General features: G+C 67.5%; 14 protein-coding genes and 1 tRNA gene. 10 read left to right on the top strand and 5 right to left on the bottom strand.

What is annotated here, in order from left to right; all coding sequences use genetic code 11:
* Nucleotides 1-6 precede the first annotated feature (6 nt).
* The 5 genes from ACW9UR_RS04015 to ACW9UR_RS03995 all read left to right on the top strand — a co-directional run bounded on the left by ACW9UR_RS04015 (nt 7) and on the right by ACW9UR_RS03995 (nt 4,821).
* The gene (locus tag ACW9UR_RS04015; protein WP_458915620.1) at nt 7-1,137 is read left to right on the top strand and encodes a DNA polymerase III subunit delta'; all 1,131 of its coding nucleotides are present in this window, start codon (nt 7-9) and stop codon (nt 1,135-1,137) included.
* A 26-nt stretch (nt 1,138-1,163) separates the two neighbouring features.
* A complete protein-coding gene (locus tag ACW9UR_RS04010; protein ID WP_458915619.1) occupies nt 1,164-1,964 on the top strand; it encodes a TatD family hydrolase in 801 nt (266 codons plus the stop codon).
* Nucleotides 1,957-2,760: an MBL fold metallo-hydrolase gene (locus tag ACW9UR_RS04005; protein ID WP_458915618.1), complete on the top strand. Its 804-nt coding sequence runs from the start codon at nt 1,957-1,959 to the stop codon at nt 2,758-2,760. Before ACW9UR_RS04010 ends, ACW9UR_RS04005 begins: the two co-directional genes overlap by 8 nt.
* Nucleotides 2,754-3,692 carry an AEC family transporter gene (locus ACW9UR_RS04000; protein WP_458915617.1) on the top strand — a complete coding sequence of 313 codons (939 nt, stop codon included), beginning with the start codon at nt 2,754-2,756 and terminating at the stop codon, nt 3,690-3,692. Before ACW9UR_RS04005 ends, ACW9UR_RS04000 begins: the two co-directional genes overlap by 7 nt.
* 82 nt (nt 3,693-3,774) lie before the next feature.
* A complete protein-coding gene (locus ACW9UR_RS03995) occupies nt 3,775-4,821 on the top strand; it encodes an AI-2E family transporter (protein WP_458915616.1) in 1,047 nt (348 codons plus the stop codon).
* 102 nt (nt 4,822-4,923) lie between these two features.
* On the opposite strand, the gene ACW9UR_RS03990 is transcribed toward ACW9UR_RS03995, so the two are convergent.
* A tRNA-Leu gene (locus ACW9UR_RS03990) sits at nt 4,924-5,010 on the bottom strand.
* A gap of 184 nt (nt 5,011-5,194) precedes the next feature.
* On the opposite strand from ACW9UR_RS03990, the gene lipB reads away from it, so the two are divergent.
* The 3 genes from lipB (at nt 5,195) to ACW9UR_RS03975 (ending at nt 8,269) form a co-directional block, all read left to right on the top strand.
* Nucleotides 5,195-5,923 (top strand): lipoyl(octanoyl) transferase LipB, encoded by a 729-nt coding sequence (lipB, locus tag ACW9UR_RS03985; RefSeq protein ID WP_458915615.1) that lies wholly within the window; start codon nt 5,195-5,197, stop codon nt 5,921-5,923.
* A gap of 143 nt (nt 5,924-6,066) precedes the next feature.
* The gene (gene ctaD, locus ACW9UR_RS03980; RefSeq protein WP_458915614.1) at nt 6,067-7,707 is read left to right on the top strand and encodes a cytochrome c oxidase subunit I; all 1,641 of its coding nucleotides are present in this window, start codon (nt 6,067-6,069) and stop codon (nt 7,705-7,707) included.
* A 1-nt stretch (nt 7,708) separates the two neighbouring features.
* Nucleotides 7,709-8,269 carry a DUF2244 domain-containing protein gene (locus ACW9UR_RS03975; protein ID WP_458915613.1) on the top strand — a complete coding sequence of 187 codons (561 nt, stop codon included), beginning with the start codon at nt 7,709-7,711 and terminating at the stop codon, nt 8,267-8,269.
* Nucleotides 8,270-8,395: 126 nt separating this feature from the next.
* Here ACW9UR_RS03975 and ACW9UR_RS03970 read toward each other — a convergent pair whose 3' ends face one another.
* Complete coding sequence (locus tag ACW9UR_RS03970) at nt 8,396-9,631, bottom strand: MFS transporter (RefSeq protein ID WP_458915612.1); 1,236 nt, start codon at nt 9,629-9,631, stop codon at nt 8,396-8,398.
* Nucleotides 9,632-9,696: 65 nt separating this feature from the next.
* On the bottom strand, nt 9,697-10,152 hold the full coding sequence (locus tag ACW9UR_RS03965; RefSeq protein WP_458915611.1) for a GatB/YqeY domain-containing protein: 456 nt from the start codon (nt 10,150-10,152) through the stop codon (nt 9,697-9,699).
* Nucleotides 10,153-10,338: 186 nt separating this feature from the next.
* Between ACW9UR_RS03965 and carA the strand changes: the two genes are divergently transcribed.
* Nucleotides 10,339-11,541, top strand: coding sequence for a glutamine-hydrolyzing carbamoyl-phosphate synthase small subunit (gene carA / locus ACW9UR_RS03960; protein ID WP_458915610.1), 1,203 nt, complete (start codon nt 10,339-10,341; stop codon nt 11,539-11,541).
* Nucleotides 11,542-11,666: 125 nt separating this feature from the next.
* Nucleotides 11,667-13,487, top strand: coding sequence for a glycosyltransferase family 2 protein (locus ACW9UR_RS03955; protein WP_458915609.1), 1,821 nt, complete (start codon nt 11,667-11,669; stop codon nt 13,485-13,487).
* A 71-nt stretch (nt 13,488-13,558) separates the two neighbouring features.
* Here ACW9UR_RS03955 and ACW9UR_RS03950 read toward each other — a convergent pair whose 3' ends face one another.
* Both ACW9UR_RS03950 and ACW9UR_RS03945 read right to left on the bottom strand, forming a co-directional pair.
* Nucleotides 13,559-14,350, bottom strand: a complete 792-nt coding sequence (locus ACW9UR_RS03950; protein ID WP_458915608.1) for a hypothetical protein — start codon at nt 14,348-14,350, stop codon at nt 13,559-13,561.
* Between the two features lie 10 nt (nt 14,351-14,360).
* The gene (locus ACW9UR_RS03945; protein ID WP_458915607.1) at nt 14,361-15,002 is read right to left on the bottom strand and encodes a GntR family transcriptional regulator; all 642 of its coding nucleotides are present in this window, start codon (nt 15,000-15,002) and stop codon (nt 14,361-14,363) included.
* Between the last annotated feature and the right edge of the window lie 24 nt (nt 15,003-15,026).

The following is a 15,026-nucleotide window of genomic DNA, read 5'->3' as shown; positions in this document are numbered from 1 at the left end:
GTTCGCATGAGCGAGCAGGACATTCCCGAACCCGACCGCGTCGAAGGCGCGCCGCATCCCCGTCACAGCCTTCAGGTCTTCGGCCACGAGGCCGCCGAGGCCGAGGTGCTGGACGCCCACGCCTCGGGCCGAATGCACCACGCCTGGCTGCTGACAGGCCCGCGCGGCGTCGGCAAGGCGACACTGGCCTGGCGCATCGCCCGCTTTCTCGCAGCGACGCCCCCCGCCGGGCAGGACGCGGGTCTTTTTGGCGAGGCCCCTGCCCCGACTTCGCTCGATCTGCCCGAGGATCACCCGGTCGTGCGCCGCTCCGCCGCGCTGGCCGAGCCGGGCATCTTCCTTTGTCGCCGTGGCTGGGACGAGAAGGCCAAACGCCTGAAGACTCAGCTGACCGTGGACGAGATCCGCAAGATGAAGGCGCATTTCGGCCTGTCCTCGACCGACGGCGGCCGGCGCGCCGCGATCATCGACTCGGCGGACGAGATGAACACCGCCGCCGCCAACGCGCTGCTGAAACTGCTCGAGGAACCGCCCGCCGACACGGTGCTGCTGCTGATCAGCCACCAGCCCGCGCGCCTGCTGCCGACGATCCGCTCGCGCTGCCGCACCCTGCGCATGGGCCTGCTTTCGCCCGAGGACATGGGCCGCGCGCTCGACGCCGCGGGCCAGCCGCTGGACGAGATCGACACGCTGCACCGGCTGTCCGGCGGCTCGGTCGGCGAGGCAATCGACCTGCTCGAAGGCGGCGGGCTCGAGATCTGGCCCGCGATCCTGACGCTGCTTTCGCAGTCGCCGCGCATGGACCGACAGGCCATCGCCGCACTGGCGCAAAAGGCCGCAGGCCGCGCCAACGAGCCGACATTCCGCATGATCCTGACGCTGACCGAGCGCGCCGTCGCCCGGCTCGCCCGTGCCGGCGCAGGTCTCACCCACGATCTGACCGAGGCCGAGGCGCCCATCGCCGCACGTCTCTCTCCGCACCCGCACGCCGCCCGCGCCTGGGCCGAGGCCCACGCCGCCGTCACCGAACGCGCGGGCCGCGCGAAGGCGCTGAACCTTGACCCCGAGCAGGTGATCCTCGATATGTTCATCGCCATTGAACGTACCGCCAGCCGGATCGGGACAGCCGCCGCCTGACCCCGGCCCCAGCCCAAAAGGCCCGAATGCCCCCTTCCCTGGTCGACAGCCACTGCCACCTGGATTTCCCGGATTTCGAGGGCCAGACGCACGAAATCGTCGCGCGCGCCGTCGAAGCGGGCGTTACCCGCATGGTCACGATCTGCACGCGCCTTGCCACCGAACCCGCCGTCCGCGCCATAGCCGAGGCGCACGACCCGGTGTTCTACGCCGCCGGTACCCACCCTATGCACGTGACCGAACAGCCGATGGCCACCGTCGAGGAACTGACCGCCCTCGCCGCGCACCCGAAATTCGTCGGCATCGGCGAGACCGGCCTCGACTATCACTACACCGCCGAAAGCGCCGCCGTGCAGCAGGAAAGCCTGCGCATCCACATCGAGGCCGCGCGCCAGACCGGCCTGCCGCTCATCATCCACGCCCGCGCCGCGGACGAGGACATGGCCCGCATCCTGACCGAGGAACACCGCGCGGGCGCCTATTCCTGCGTGATGCACTGCTTTTCGTCCGGTGCTCCGCTGGCGCAGGCTGCGCTAGACCTCGGCTTCTACCTGTCGATGTCCGGCATCGCGACCTTCAAGAAATCCACCGAACTGCGCGAGATTTTCGCCGCTGCCCCGGTGGACCGGATCCTGGTCGAGACCGACAGCCCTTACCTCGCTCCGGTGCCCTATCGCGGCAAGCGGAACGAGCCGGCCTATACCGCGCATACGGCAGCCACAGGCGCCGAGGTCTTCGGCCTCAGCGTCGAGGAGTTCGCTGCGCAGACAACCGCCAATTTCGACCGGCTCTTCGCCAAGGCCGCCGCCTGGGGCGCGCATGGCTGAGCTGGTTGTCCGCATCCTGGGCTGCGGCTCGTCCGGCGGCGTGCCCCGGATCGGCGGGCTCTGGGGCGCGTGCGATCCCGGCAACCCGCGCAACGCCCGGCGGCGCTGCTCGATCCTGGTCGAGCGGCATGATGCGGGCGGCGTGACACGCGTCCTGGTCGACACCTCGCCGGACCTGCGCTTCCAGCTTCTCGACGCCGAGGTCGGACTGCTCGACGCGGTCGTCTTCACCCACGAACACGCCGACCACACCCACGGGCTGGACGATCTGCGGATGGTGGTCTTCAACCGCAAGTCCCGGCTGCCGGTCTGGGCGGATGGACCCACTTCGGACTCGCTGACCGCCCGGTTCGGCTATGCGTTCTTCACCCCCGAGGGCAGTGCCTATCCCCCTATCCTCGATCTGAACATGATCGAGGGCCCGTTCCAGATCGATGGCGCGGGCGGTGCGATCCCGTTCATGCCGTTCTCGGTCACGCACGGCCGGATCGCCTCGCTCGGGTTCCGGATCCACGATGTCGCCTACCTGCCGGACGTCTCCGAGATGCCGGACCACTGCTGGCCGCTGCTCGAGAACCTCGACACCTGGATTCTCGACGCACTTCGCTACGAGCCGCACCCGACGCATATCAACCTCGAGACCGCGCTCGCCTGGATCGCCCGCTCCGGCGCCCGGCGCGGCGTGCTGACGAACATGCACATCGACATGGACTACGCCACCGTCGACGCCGAAACCCCGGAGAACATCACCCCCGCCCACGACGGGCTGACGCTGAGGTATCCCCTAACATGCTGACGCTGCTCCAGGTCGTCCTGCCCGTCTTCCTCGTGACCGCGACGGGCTACGGCCTGGTACGTGGCGGGTATTTCAAGGACAGCCTGGTCGACGGGCTGAACCGCTACACGCAAGCCTTCGCGATCCCGATGCTGCTGTTCAACGCAACGCGAACGATGGACTTCGCGGCTGTGTTCAACCCCGGCATGCTGCTGTCATTCTATATCGCGGCGACGACCACGTTCACGCTGGGCATCATCGGCGCGCGGCTGATCTTCAAGCGCCGCCCCGGCGAGGCGGTGGCGATCGGCTTCTCGTCCCTGTTCTCGAACTCGGTGATCCTCGGCATTCCCATCGTCGAGCGCGCCTACGGACCCGAGGCCCTGGCCGCCGCCATCGCCATCATCTCGCTGCACGCGCCGTTCTGCTATTTCCTCGGCATCACCGTGATGGAGATCAGCCGTGCCGACGGGCGCAGCGCGGGCGATACCGCCAAAGCGGTGCTGAATGCCATGCTGCGCAATGCGCTGATGGTCGGCATTGCGCTCGGCTTCGCCTTCAACCTGACCGGTGCCACGCTGCCCGCCCCGATCCAGGACGCTGTCGACATGGTGGTGCGCTCGGCGCTGCCGGTGGCCCTGTTCGCGCTGGGCGGCGTGCTGACCCGCTATTCCATCGGAAAGTCGCTGGGCGAGGCCGGCATGACCTGCGTGCTCAGCCTGATCGTGCACCCGGCGATCACCTTCGCGCTGGCCTACTGGGCGTTCGGCCTGCCGATCCTGTTCGTGAAGGCCGCCGTCACCGTCGCCGCGATGGCACCGGGCGTGAACACCTACATCTTCGCGACGCTCTACAACCGCGCGGAAGGCGCGGCGGCCAGCACGGTGATGCTGGCGACCTTCGTCTCGCTGCTGTCGGTCTGGGGCTGGCTGTCGCTGCTCTCGATGCTCTGAGGGCGGCTTTTCACCGCCCTGCGGCTCGGCTATGGTCGCCCCCGCGCCGGGGAATGGGCCCCGGCGGGGGGACGCTCCGAGCATGACGATACCTGATACCCTGTTCCGCGGGGCGGTGGTCTTTCTGGCCACCGTGGCGCTGTTCTTCGCGCTCTGGCAGGCGCAGGCGGTGTTCGCGCCAATGCTGCTGGCCATCGTGATCGGCGTGGTTCTGTCCCCCCTGCTGCGCATCGGCGAACGGCTGCACTTTCCGCCGGTCCTGAATGCCCTGTTCGCGCTGATCTGCGGTCTGGGCGTCATAGCGGCGCTCGTCATGCTGCTTGAGCCGCCGGTCAGCCGCATCGTCGAGCGCGCACCTCTGATCTGGTACGAGGTCCGGATGACCGTGGCCGAGCTGCAATCCCAGCTCGGCGGGCTGATGCGCTTCTCGGACCAGGTCTCGGAAACCCTGGGCGAGCAGGCCGAGAACGGCCAGGGCAACGCGATCCCCACCTGGGCCGACGCCCTGCTGTTCGCGCCGTCGCTCGCCGCGCAGATCCTGATCTTTATCGGCGGACTGTTCTTCTTCCTGCTGACCCGCGATCAGGTCTACGACGCGCTGGCGCGCACCCTGCCCCAGCTCGAACGCCGCCAGATCGAGCATGTCGAGCACATCGTCTCGCATTATTTCCTGACGATCAGCGTCATCAACCTCTGCTTCGGCGCGGCCGTCGGTGTCGCGCTTCATCTGATCGGGATGCCCTCGCCGATCCTCTGGGGCGTGATCGCGGCGGCGATGAACTTCATCCTCTACCTCGGCCCGGCGCTGGTGGCGCTCAGCCTCGCGATCAGCGGAATCGTGGTCTACGACGGCGCGGCAACCCTGCTGCCGCCGCTGGTCTTCGTCGCGCTCAACGTCGCCGAGGGCCAGTTCATAACCCCCGCGCTTGTCGGTCGGCACATGTCGGTGAACCCACTGCTGGTCTTCGTCTCGCTGGTGTTCTGGCTCTGGCTCTGGGGCCCGGTCGGCGGCTTCATCGCGATCCCGTTGCTGTTGATGGGAATCGGACTGTGGGCGCAGGTCCGCGGCACCGATCCCGTCGGCCTGCCGACCGACCCGCGGCACGAGACCTCTCCCGACGCTATCTGAGTCCCGTCCGTGGAGCCAATGCCCCGCAAACGGCAATTGTCCCGGACCTCAGGCCCGGTTCAATGTCGCCCCCGAAGGGGTTGATACTATTTCCAGAAAATCTGGTGCGGTCGAGAAGACTCGAACTTCCACGGGAGTTACCCCACAGCGACCTCAACGCTGCGCGTCTACCAATTCCGCCACGACCGCACAAATTGGTGCAGGGGCTATAGCAACTCCGTTTCGGGTTGTGAAGCGCCGTTTCGAGGGTTTTTGAAATTTCCCGAAACCGGCCTCCAAAGCCACTCCCGAAGCCCGTGCCACTGGCACTTGCCGCCCCGCCCGCTTAAGTCTTGGCACAGCGACGCCGCCCCCAAGGACCGAAGCCGACGCCATGTCCCAGACACGCCCTCTCCAGACCGATTCCCTTGTCGATTCTCCGGTCGCCCCGGAAACGACGAGCCCGGAATGGCTCCGCGCCGAGGCGCCGGTGCCCTACCCCGAGGCCGTCGCCGCGATGGAAGAGCGTGTCGCCCGCATGCTCGCCGGGGACGCGCCGGAACTGGTCTGGCTGGTCGAACATCCACCGCTCTACACCGCCGGCACCTCGGCTGACCCGGCGGACCTCGTCGATCCCGACCGCTTCCCGGTCTACGAGACCCGGCGCGGGGGCGAGTACACCTACCACGGGCCCGGTCAGCGGGTGGCATACGTCATGCTTGACCTGAACCGGCGCGGGCGCGACGTGCGGCGCTTCGTCTGGCTGCTCGAGGAATGGGTGATCCGCACACTGGCGCGCTTCAACGTCATCGGAGAGCGGCGCGAGGGCCGCGTCGGCGTCTGGGTCGTGCGCCCGGACCGCTCGCCGAACCCGGACGGCTCGCCCGCCGAGGACAAGATCGCCGCCATCGGCGTGCGGCTGCGCCGCTGGGTCAGTTTCCACGGCATCGCGATCAACGTCGAGCCGGACCTCAGCCACTACCAGGGCATCGTGCCCTGCGGCATTTCGGACCACGGGGTGACCAGCCTTGTGGACCTCGGACTGCCGGTCACGATGGACGACGTCGACCTCGCGCTGAAGGCCAGTTTCGCCGAGGTCTTCGGCGCCCCGCCCGCGACCTGAGCCGGCCTTTCCAGCGCGACAATTCACCCCGTTACTTCATACAGGAACTGGTTGAGGCGGCCGGGGGGCCGAACTATAGTCCGGCTCACACCCGCGTGGCCCCGAGTCCCGCGGCGAAAGACAATACGCCTCAGGAGAAACACATGGCAGACGCTACGGCACACGCCCATGCCGAGCATGACAACCGGGGATTTTTCACCCGGTGGTTCATGTCGACGAACCACAAGGACATCGGGATCCTCTACATCATCGTGTCCGCGCTGCTGGGCCTGATCTCGGTCGGTTTCACCATGTTCATGCGGCTGGAGCTGATGGAGCCCGGCGTGCAGTACATGCTGCTCGAGGACGGGACCCCCAACGGCCACCTGTGGAACGTGATGATCACCGCCCACGGCATCCTGATGATGTTCTTCGTGGTCATCCCCGCGCTGTTCGGCGGATTCGGCAACTATTTCATGCCGTTGATGATCGGTGCGCCGGATATGGCGTTCCCGCGGATGAACAACCTCAGCTTCTGGCTGTTCACGGCCGGCTCTTCGCTGGCGGTGCTTTCGGTGGTCACGCCGGGCGGCAACGGGCAGCTCGGATCCGGCATCGGCTGGGTGCTCTACGCACCATTGTCGACCTCTGAACAGGGCATGTCGACCGACCTCGCGATCTTCGCCGTGCACCTCTCGGGCGCCTCGTCGATCCTGGGCGCGATCAACATGATCACCACCTTCCTGAACATGCGTGCCCCGGGCATGACCCTGTTCAAGGTGCCGCTCTTCGCCTGGTCGATCTTGGTCACGGCCTTCCTGATCCTGCTGGCCCTGCCCGTTCTGGCCGGCGCCATCACGATGCTGCTGACCGACCGCAACTTCGGCACTGCGTTCTTCGACGCGGCCAACGGCGGTGACCCGGTGCTCTACCAGCACCTGCTGTGGTTCTTCGGCCACCCCGAGGTGTACATCGTGATCGTGCCGGGCTTCGGCATCATCAGCCACGTCGTCGCGACCTTCTCGAAGAAGCCGATCTTCGGCTACCTGCCGATGGTCTTCGCGATGGTGGCGATCGGCGCACTGGGCTTCGTCGTGTGGGCGCACCACATGTACACGGTCGGCATGTCGACCACCCAGCAGGCCTACTTCATGATGGCGACGATGGTGATCGCGGTGCCCACCGGCATCAAGATCTTCAGCTGGATCGCGACCATGTGGGGCGGCTCGATCGACTTCAAGACGCCCATGCTGTTCGCCATCGGCTTCATCTTCCTGTTCACCGTGGGCGGCGTGACCGGCGTGGTCCTGTCGCAGGCGGCCGTGGACCGGGCCTATCACGACACCTACTACGTCGTGGCCCACTTCCACTACGTGATGAGCCTTGGCGCAGTGTTCGCGATCTTTGCTGGCGTCTACTACTGGATCGGCAAGATGAGCGGCCGCCAGTACCCGGAATTCTGGGGCAAGGTCCACTTCTGGCTGTTCTTCATCGGCGCCAACCTGACCTTCTTCCCGCAGCACTTCCTGGGCCGTCAGGGCATGCCGCGCCGCTACATCGACTACCCCGAGCAGTTCGCGCTCTGGAACGAAGTCAGCTCGTATGGCGCGTTCCTGTCGGGCGCCTCGTTCCTGCTGTTCTTCGGCATCGTGTTCTACACGCTGACCCGCGGCGCCCGCGTCGAGGAGCCGGCCTACTGGGGCCCGCACGCCGACACGCTGGAGTGGACGCTGCCGAACCCGCCGCCAGAGCACACGTTCGAGACGCTGCCGACCCAGGACATGTGGGACAAGCAGCATCACTGAGATGCGGCCAGACAAGCAAGACAAGAACGAGGCCGGGGCACAGACCCCGGCCTCTTCGGTTTCGGGGCAGGACGCGCCGCCCGACCGGAGCGACCCACCGCTGCTGGAGCTGGTCCTGTACCCGCACCGCTCGATGAGCCTGCGCGGCTTTCGCTGGGTGCTGATCTTCACCTCGGTCGGCCTCGCGATCCCGCTGATTCCGTTCCTCGGCACCCCCGTGGGCTGGGGACTGCTGCCGTTCCTCGTCGGCGCGCTGGTGGCGCTCTATCTCGCCATCGGACGGAACTACCGCGACGCCCGCCTGCACGAGATCCTGCGCCTCTGGCCGGACCTCATCACCGTCGAGCGCCACGAGACCGACGGCCGCGTCCTGCGCTGGCAGGCGAATCCCTACTGGGTGAAGCTGACTCTGCACCAGAACGCGCGCCTGGAAAGCTACCTGACACTCAAGGGCTCGGGCCGCGAGATCGAGCTTGGGGCCTTCCTCAGTCCCGAGGAGCGGGTCGAGATCCACGACCGCCTCGACAGCGCGCTCAGACGGCTTCCGCAAGCCCGCGGCTAGGGCCGATTTCGGGCGTTTACGAAGTTTTGGGAATCAGTCTGCCTGCGATTTCATGGGGTTAAGGGGGTTTTCACGATGAAATCCCCGATTTTCACGCGGATTTCAGGGTGAACCAGCCGCCGTCCCTCAGGCAGCAGCTGGTACCCCGCGCGGGCGGTTGATCAGCCACCAGAGCGTCCCGAGGATCGCGAGGTTGGCAATCCCCGCAAAGGCCGCGTTAGCGAAAGTCCAGCCATAGCCCCCGGTCAGGTCGAAGAAGAACCCGCCCTGCAAGCCTCCGGTTCCATGCCCTGCCCAGGCGAAGACCATCACGATGCCCAGCACGCTCGCACGCCGCGCTGGCGGCGCGAGGGCCCGGGTCGTCGCCAGAACCCCGGTCATCACCCCGGCATAGCCGAAGCCGTAGATCAGCGCGTAGGTGGTGAACCCGCCCAAGCTCTCCAGCCGGGTGAACCCGAAGACCAGCACCGTTTGCCAGGCAGAGGCCAGCAGCCACGCCTGCAGCGGCCCGATCCAGTCCGCAAGCCTCCCGAAGGCCACGCGTCCCGCGATCCCGACCAGCAGCATCCCGAAGGCCACGCCGCTCGCCTCTTGCACGGTGAAACCGCAGCCCTGGATCAGCGGCACGAGGTGGACCAGCGGCACGGCCATGCAGGTGCAGCAGAACAGCACCGCCGCCGAGAGCATCACGGTGACAACGCCGGTCGGAACCGGCACCGGCGACTCGCTCGACAGTGGCGCAGCCGCACCGCCGACCCCCTGCTCCCGCGGCGCGGTCCGTTGCAGCGCGGCAAGCGGCAGCAGCAGCAGCGAGCCCGCCCCGAACAGCGCCAGCGCCGCACGCCAACCGAACTCGCCGATCATCAGGCCAAGTACGAAGGGCACGCCCCCCTGCCCCAGCGCCTGCCCCGCCGCCGCGATACCGATCCCGAGGCCCGCGCTCAATCCGAACCAGTTCCCCACGTTGGCGATCAACGGCGCAAAAAGTGCTCCACCACCCAGAAAACCCGCAAGGAAGAACAGAAACTGCAACTGCCAGAGCGCCTGCGCCTGGCTCGCCGCCAGTACGCACAGCGCGAAGACCCCGGCGCCGAACAGCGCCACCGTCCGGGTCGAGGTCGCCTCGGCCACCCGGCCCATGACGACGCCTCCCAGCGCCAGCCCGATCAACCCGGCGGTGTTGATGAAGGCGACCTCGGCTCGGCTCTGGCCGAAGCTTTCCTGCAAGGGGATGATCAGGACAGACAACCCGTTGACCAGCAGGCCCATGCTGACCGCCAGCACCAGTGCCGCCGTCAGGACTACCGTCCACCGGTAGGCAGGCGGCTCGCCCTGCGGATTTCCTCGTGCAATCGCCGACACGCCAGCCCCCCGGATCCTGTGTTGGATCCAGGCAGTCTAGCAGAATTCCGGAGAAATGGGCGGCCTCAGCCCAGCGCGGCTTTCACCCGCTGCCCAGCCTTGCCGAAATCGATCTGCCCGGCATATCGGGTTTTCAGCACGCCCATGATCCGGCCCATGTCGCGGATCGAACTGGCGCCGGTCTCGTCGATGGCCTCGCGGATCGCCTTCTCGACGTCCTGATCGGACAGCGGCTTGGGCAGGAAACCCTGGATGATCTCGATCTCCCGGCGTTCCTGTTCGGCAAGCTCGATCCGCCCGGCCTCGTCGTAGACCTCGGCGCTGTCCTTGCGCTGCTTGATCATCTTGGCGAGGATCTCGCGGATCTCGGCCTCGCCGACACCTTCGGTGTTGTCCTCGGTTCGGGCCGCGATGTCGCGGTCCTTGATGGCTGCATTGATGAGTCGAATCGTGCAGAGGCGAGTCTGATCCTTCGCCTTCATCGCTTCGCTCAGCTCACGCGTAAGCCGCTTGCGGATCATGGGGTCATCCTTGGCGTTTTCCGGCGTCCGGACGGACAGTCATATCCGTTTGACGCTAGCGTTACAATTAATTTCAACTTGGCGGGCAAACCGGCCCGGCTGTGCTGGCGCGTCGCGCCCCCGGTGCTTGACCCTGCGGAGCGCCGGGCATAGGGTCCGCGCGATCTTCGCACAGGACGTTTGCCCATGACCGCCGACCCACGGACGGCCGCCGCCGACGCGGCCGCGCCCGACGAAAGACCGAACGACAAACCCACCGCCTGCCTCGTCCTCGCCGACGGACAGGTCTTCTATGGTCAGGGGTTCGGGGCCGAGGGACTGGCGGTCGCCGAGCTTTGCTTCAACACGGCGATGACCGGCTACCAGGAGATCATGACCGACCCCAGCTACGCCGGGCAGGTCGTGACCTTCACCTTCCCGCACATCGGTAATGTAGGTGTGAATCCCGAGGATGACGAGACCTCGGACCCGGTCGCCGCCGGCATGGTGGTGCGCTGGGACCCGACCGAACCGTCGAACTGGCGCGCCGCCGGGCATCTTTCGGACTGGCTGAACGCGCGCGGCCGCATCGGTCTGGGCGGTGTCGACACCCGCCGACTGACCCGCGCGATCCGCCACCAGGGCGCCCCGCATGTCGCGATGGCGCACAGCAAGGACGGCAATTTCGACCTGGAAGAGCTCACCGCCAAAGCCCGCGCATTCGCTGGTCTTGAAGGTGCCGATCTTGCCAAGGAAGTCACCTGCGCCCAGTCCTACCGCTGGGACGAGATGCGCTGGGCCTGGCCCGACGGCTATCCCAAGCGCGACACGCCGGGCCACAAGGTCGTCGCCATCGACTACGGTGCGAAGCGCAACATCCTGCGCTGCCTGGCCTCGGCCGGCTGCGACGTGACCGTGCTGCCTGCGACCGCGACGGCCGAGGACGTGCTCGCGCTTAACCCCGAGGGCCTGTTCCTGTCGAACGGTCCAGGCGATCCGGCGGCGACTGGCGAATACGCCGTACCGATGATCCGCGAAGTGCTCGAGAAATCCGGTATCCCGGTCTTCGGCATCTGCCTTGGCCACCAGATGCTTGGCCTCGCGCTTGGTGCGAAGACGCTCAAGATGAACCACGGCCATCACGGCGCGAACCACCCGGTGAAGGACCACACCACCGGCAAGGTCGAGATCGTCTCGATGAACCACGGCTTCGCGATCGACACCCAGTCGCTGCCAGCGGGCGTCGAGGAGACGCATGTCTCGCTCTTCGACGGTTCGAACTGCGGCATCGCGATGACCGACCGCCCGGTGTTCTCGGTTCAGTACCACCCCGAGGCCAGCCCCGGCCCGATGGACAGCTACTACCTGTTCGACCGCTTCGTCGACGCCATGAAGGCCCGCGCCGCCTGAGCGCGGGCCGGCTTTCTTCATCCCCAAGCACTCCCGCCGGAGGCATCCGGCGGCTGAGATCGCGTTAAGCCCGCGTTAAGTAAACTCCGCGCACACTCGCAACACCCCGTAGCGAGGACCGACGCGTGCCCAGAACCGCCGCAGCCAAGGACTTCGGCAGACCGGCGGCGCGCGCGCCGCGGCTGGGCGATCTGCTGCACGCGTCGGGCCTCGTGCCGCGCGCTGCGGTCGATGCGGCGTTGTCGGCGCGGGGCGTCGTTCCGCTGGGCGAAGCGCTGCGCCGCCGGGGTCTCGTCACCGGCGCGGCCGTCGCGCAGGCGCTTTCGCAACAGACCCGCCTGCCGCTCGCCGACTTCAAGGCCGAGCCTCCCGACCCCGCCCTTTCCCGCGGCATGGACCCACGCGGCCTGCTACGCCTCGGCATCCTCCCGTGGAAACGGCGGCACGATCGGCTGGTGATCGCCGTCGACGGGCCGGGCGCGCGCGCGCGCCTGCTGGACCTGCGTCCAGACCTGGAAGCGTCCGCCGATTTTGCAATCGCCGACCGCCGCGCAATCGAGGATGCAATCCTCGCCCTCCACGGCCCGGCGCTGGCCACCGCCGCCCGCGACCGCTGCCCCGAACCCTATTCCTGCCGTGGCTGGACCGGGGGCCGCCGCCTGTTGCCTGTCCTCGGTCTTGCGCTGATGGCAGTCGCGCTGCTCGCCCCCGTACCGCTGTTCCTTGGCCTGCTGAGCTGGCTGGCGCTGGTCAACGCATGCACCATGGCGCTGCGGGCGGTCGCCCTTGTCGAGAGCTTTCGCGCCGGGCAATCCGCCCCGTGCCGCGCCCCTTCGGATGCGCCGCTGCCGGTGATCTCGCTGCTGATCCCGCTGTTCCGCGAGGACGCGACGCTGCGCCAGCTGATCGCCGCGCTCGAGACCTCGGACTATCCGCGCGAACGGCTCGACGTGATCTTCATCCTCGAGGCCGACGACGTGGCGACGCCGATCGCGCTGGCTCAAAGCAGGCTGCCACCCTGGGCACGGGTGCTGACGGCGCCGCCGGACACGCTCAAGACCAAGCCGCGGGCGATGAACCTGGCGCTGAACTTCTGTCGCGGCGACATCGTGGGCATCTACGACGCCGAGGACCGGCCCGAGCCGGACCAGCTGCGCCGCGTCGCCGAGCACATGGCCGCCGCGCCGCCGGATGTCGCCTGCGTGCAAGGCTACCTGGACTTCTACAACCCGCGCCAGAACTGGCTCGCACGCTGTTTCGCCGTCGAATACGCGATCTGGTTCCGGGTCCTGCTGCGCGGCGTCCAGCGCCTGCGCATGCCCCTGCCGCTTGGTGGAACGACTGTCTTCTTCCGACGCGAGGTGCTCGAGAAGATCGGCGCATGGGACGCGCATAACGTGACCGAGGATGCGGATCTTGGAATGCGCCTCGCGCGACTTGGCTACCGCACGGAAATGGTTGCCACCACCACCTACGAGGAAGCGAACTGCCATCCGCTGCCCTGGATCCGCCAGCGCTCCCGCTGGCTCAAGGGCTATGCGATGACCTGGGCGACACACATCCGCCGTCCTGGCCGCCTCTGGCGCGATCTCGGCCCGATGGGCTTCGCCGGGTTCCAACTGCTGCTGCTGGGCGGGCTGACAGCCTATCTCGCGACTCCGATCTACTGGGCACTATGGGCGGGCTGGCTCGGCTTCGACCTGCCCGTGTTCCAGACAGGCCCGCGCTGGCTCTGGGGCGCGTGGTTCGCCTCGATGACGATTGGCCAACTGCTGATGGCGGCGGTCGCCGTGCGCGCGGTCTGGGCCCGCCCCCGCCGGCACCTGCTCAAAACGGTGCCGCTGCTGTTTCTCTACTGGCCGCTCGGCGCACTCGCCGCATGGCGCGCCGTGGGAGAGCTATTCAGCAGACCCTTCTACTGGGCCAAGACCACCCACGGCCTTTGACGCACCCGACTTTCTTCATCCCGAAAATACTCCTGCCGGAGGCGTCCCCAAGCCTGCCCTTGGACCGGTCCTCAGGCCACACCGAACAGCGTATGGCTCTGCGGCAGATACCGCTCCCGGATCCGGTTGTTCCCGGGCCGCAGGCTTTCCAGCAGCGCATCCCGCGCATCCTGTGGAAGATCCGGCACCACCGTCTCGGCCCCGTTGCGGGCCAGCGCCTCCAGCAACCGCGCGTCCCCCACGGTCTCGTTCACTCGCAGGGACCGATGCGGCAGCAGCCCCGCCGCCGCCGGAAGGTCCGCCGCAGACAGGAACCCGGCCAACAGCGGCAGATCGTGCGGATAACGCAGCAGCCGGATGTTCTCGGCCCCGAACGCCTCTTCCCACCAGGTCAGCATCTCGGAATAGTCCAGCCGCGCGCGCGTGCGCGGGTCGTCCAGCCATTCGGACACCGGGCGCGCCTCGGCCTTCTCGGGGTCCAACACCGCCTGCTTGTAGGCCGACAGCGCCCATTCGTCCTGCCGCCGCAAATAGACCACGACGCGTACATCGAACTTCCCGGCCAGCGGCGACAGGGCACGGGCGTAGGCCGGATCCGGTCCTGACAACCCCTCGGCGCTGAGCACGGTAATCGGCGCGCGGGCGCCGTCGGTATAGGCCGCTACCAGCGCACGTATCGCCTCGTCATCGCCGGAACGGATCGCATGCACCAAGTCCTGGTGCTTCTCCGGCGCGCCGGACCTGGGCCGCGGATAGCGCACGCCCATCAGCCGCAGCGCGGTGCGGTTGCGGGCCAGGAAACGCTGCACCGCCGACGTGCCAGTGCGCTCCATCCCGATGTGGAGAACGATCCGCCTGCTCACACCCGCTCCCCTAGAGCCGCCCCGCGCCCTGCTTGAGCCGCGTCTCATAGGCCGAAGAAATATGCCCTCGGATCGCCAGGTCCGCCGCCTGCCCGTCCCGCGCCTCGATCGCGTCGACGATCGCCTGGTGCTGGTCCAGCGCGACTTCGGCACGGCCCTCGGCCTGGAAGGTGGTGAAACTCATCAGCGCCATCGAGCGGTGCACGGCCTCGAGCTGCTGCACCAGATAGCGGTTGTGGCTGGCCAGGTGCAGCTGCCGATGAAAGCGCTTGTTCGCGCGGCTCATCCGGTCGGGCTGGCCCAGAAGCTTACGGTCCTCCTCGATCATCGAGAAAAGGACCCGGATCTCCTCGGGTGTGGCGTGCTGGGCGGCGAGCCGCGCAGCCAGCGCCTCCAGCTCGGCGCGCAGGACATAGAGCTCGCCGATCTGGTCATGGTTCAGTGACGCGACGATCAGCGAACGCCCGTCGCGCGCGAGAATGCCTTGCGTTTCAAGTCGTTGGAACGCCTCGCGGATCGGCGTGCGGCTTACACCGAAGCGCTCGGCCAGCTCGGCCTCGACCAGCCGGTCGCCCGGCCGGTATTCGCCCTTGTCGATGGCGTCCAGCACCAGGTCGTAGGCATCCTTGTGCGCCTGGATATCGCTCGGCATCCGCTTCCTCTCGTCCGCTCAACG

The sequence above is a fragment of the Halovulum sp. GXIMD14794 genome (assembly GCF_054457455.1).
This window is presented reverse-complemented; position numbering and strand designations above follow the sequence as displayed.